Genomic DNA, 2,511 nt, shown 5'->3' with positions numbered 1-2,511 from the left:
TAGACTTCGTCAACCTCTTTCTCTACCCGGGCAGTCCACTTATCATCCTTGCGAGTAAAAAACTCACCTTCATACTCACGAGCCTTCAGCATATGGATAGAGCCCTGCATGGCTGCATGCTGAATCTTGGTAATCCGGTCCATCTGATCCAGAGACGAGTTGATCTTGATAAAAGTAAACAGCATCAACCCGGTGACCAGCACCGCTACACCCAGAAGAAAGGTTATCAGCGCCGTCATCTTCTGCTTGATGGTAAAATTCATGACAAGACAGCTCCTTTACGCTAAACGGTGATATACTATTGCAACTAAGTAGCACAAAAAGGCGGTATGTCAATCGCTAAAAGCGCGCCTGAGGGGGATTTAATGAAACCAAAACAACCTATAATTATTGGGACCAGCAGCTGCCTTTTAGGTAAAAAAGTCCGTTATGATGGCGGGCACAAGCAGCATCACTATATCACTGATCAGCTGTCAGGTTCTTTTTGCTTTATCCCGGTTTGTCCGGAAGTTGAAAGCGGCCTCCCAATCCCCCGTGAGGCGATGCACCTGAGCGGCAATCCAGCTTCACCTCGTCTGATTACCGTCAAGACCGGTCACGACCTTACGCAACAGATGCTCGAATGCTGTCAAAGACGGATCAAGGAGCTGGAGCAACTCCAACTGCGGGGCTTTATCTTAAAAAAGAACTCGCCCAGCTGCGGCCTGTTCCGGGTGAAAATCTATCAGGACAAAGGCCCACCCCTTACCAGCGGCCAGGGCCTGTTTGCCCAGGCATTGACAGATGCGTTCCCTCTCTTGCCGGTAGAGGAGGAGGGACGCCTGAGCGATGCGCGTCTACGGGAAAACTTCATTGAACGGGTTTACAGCTATGATCGCCTGCTGACCTTTCTTGCTGCGAAGCCTGCCAAAGCAGATCTGATACAATTTCACACCCTTCACAAACTACTGATCATGGCCCACTCCCCCGACCACTATAGACAGTTGGGCAAGCTGGTGGCCAGCACCATTGCCCTGCAGGAGCTGCTGCCAGCCTACACAAAACTATTCATGGCAGCGCTACAGTTATTGGCCACGCCCGCCAAACAGGCCAATGTGCTGATGCACTGCCAGGGCTATTTCAAAAAGCAGCTGACCCCCTGGGAAAAGCAGGAGCTATTGGGCCTGATTGAACGCTATCGCATCGGCCAACTGCCGCTCATTGTACCAATTACATTGCTGAATCACTATACCAGCCGCTTTCATGAAACTTATTTGTCTGAACAGCTCTATTTTTCTCCCCATCCGGATGAGTTGATGCTGCGCAATCACGTGTAAGATGACTTTGCAGCACCCGAATGATTTGTTATACTCCGACGTCAAACTCAGATTGAAAAGCTATATGTCTCTGGAGGGCTTGTATGGCAAAAATTATGATTATTGATGACTCACTTGTCGCCCGGATGAGCCTTAAGGCCTGTATCCCCAAAGATGCAGGCCATGAGATTAAAGAAGGAAATGACGGCAGCGTTGCTATTGAGCTGTACACGACCTTTCAACCGGATCTGACCTTTATGGATCTGACCATGCCGGGTTTAGACGGTATGGCCGCCCTCACCGAGATCCGCAAATATGACCCAACGGCCCGTGTGATCATCCTTACCGCCGATATTCAGACACGTACCATTGAACGAGTTATGGAACTGGGAGCCTTTGGCCTGCTCAAAAAGCCACCGGTTAAAGATGCGGTACAGGCTGAACTTAACAAGGCGCTCACTACGGAGAAACAGTAATGAGCAATCCATTACGGGAACTGAGCGAGCTTGAAAAAGATGCCCTGCAGGAGATCATGAATATCGGCTTTGGCCGGGCCGCTGCAGACCTGGCTGAAATTATCAACCTGCATGTCATCCTCTCTGTGCCCCATATTGCCGTTCTCCAGTCGGATGAAGTAATCAGCTACATTCACAACCAGATCCCCGACACCACTGACATGAGCATGATTACCCAGTTCTTCAGCGGCAAGTTCAGCGGCGGCAGCTTCCTGGTCTTTCCCCATGGAGAAGGCCGCAAATTACTTAGAATTTTTGATGGCGAGATGGCGCTACTCGGTGAAAATTACGACATTGATGTTTTAGAAAAGGAAACCCTGGTGGAGGTGGGCAATATCATCATCGGTGCCTGTGTCGGCAAGATTGCAGAGATGCTGGGGGATGTGGTCAGTTATGCGCCGCCTCGCTTTTTCTCACAGGAGCAGATTTTTGAAACTCTGGACGATGTATTGAACAGCTCTGACTCCTTTGCGATCCTGTTCAAGACTGTCTTTAATTTTGAGCGGTACAACGTCAGCGGCTACCTGTTTCTGGTCAGCCAGCACAGCATCATGCCCTGGTTGAAACAGGCCATTGCCGAATTTCTGGGGCCTTATGAATGAGTATCAGCAGATATTCAGCACCATCAACCTCGGCCTGGTGGTACTTGACCGTGAACTGAACGTCAGCGCCTGGAACCGCTGGATGGAACTGCACAGTGG

The 2,511-nt window shown here is 50.1% G+C and carries 3 protein-coding genes and 1 pseudogene; 3 read left to right on the top strand and 1 reads right to left on the bottom strand.

Annotated elements, in window-relative coordinates:
• Nucleotides 1-263 (bottom strand): annotated as a pseudogene (locus OEL57_RS16125) (methyl-accepting chemotaxis protein); the annotation flags it as partial.
• Nucleotides 264-365: 102 nt separating this feature from the next.
• Here OEL57_RS16125 and OEL57_RS16120 point away from each other — a divergent pair.
• The 3 genes from OEL57_RS16120 to OEL57_RS16110 all read left to right on the top strand — a co-directional run bounded on the left by OEL57_RS16120 (nucleotide 366) and on the right by OEL57_RS16110 (nucleotide 2,412).
• Complete coding sequence (locus tag OEL57_RS16120; protein WP_300741885.1) at nucleotides 366-1,316, top strand: YbgA family protein; 951 nt, start codon at nucleotides 366-368, stop codon at nucleotides 1,314-1,316.
• Between the two features lie 83 nt (nucleotides 1,317-1,399).
• Nucleotides 1,400-1,771, top strand: coding sequence for a response regulator (locus OEL57_RS16115; RefSeq protein ID WP_300741884.1), 372 nt, complete (start codon nucleotides 1,400-1,402; stop codon nucleotides 1,769-1,771).
• Nucleotides 1,771-2,412 (top strand): chemotaxis protein CheC, encoded by a 642-nt coding sequence (locus OEL57_RS16110; protein WP_300741882.1) that lies wholly within the window; start codon nucleotides 1,771-1,773, stop codon nucleotides 2,410-2,412. Before OEL57_RS16115 ends, OEL57_RS16110 begins: the two co-directional genes overlap by 1 nt.
• Nucleotides 2,413-2,511 lie beyond the last annotated feature (99 nt).

Source organism: Trichlorobacter sp., from assembly GCF_030247655.1.
Taxonomy (GTDB): Bacteria; Desulfobacterota; Desulfuromonadia; order Geobacterales; family Pseudopelobacteraceae; genus Trichlorobacter.
Note: the sequence above shows the minus strand (reverse complement) of the source record. Positions and strands in the feature narration are given on the sequence as shown.

Excerpts from the sequence above, each read along its gene's own strand:
- OEL57_RS16115 (WP_300741884.1), top strand. The coding sequence starts at position 1,400 with ATGGCAAAAATTATGATTATTGATGACTCACTTGTCGCCCGGATGAGC.
- OEL57_RS16110 (WP_300741882.1), top strand. The coding sequence starts at position 1,771 with ATGAGCAATCCATTACGGGAACTGAGCGAGCTTGAAAAAGATGCCCTG.
- OEL57_RS16120 (WP_300741885.1), top strand. The coding sequence starts at position 366 with ATGAAACCAAAACAACCTATAATTATTGGGACCAGCAGCTGCCTTTTA.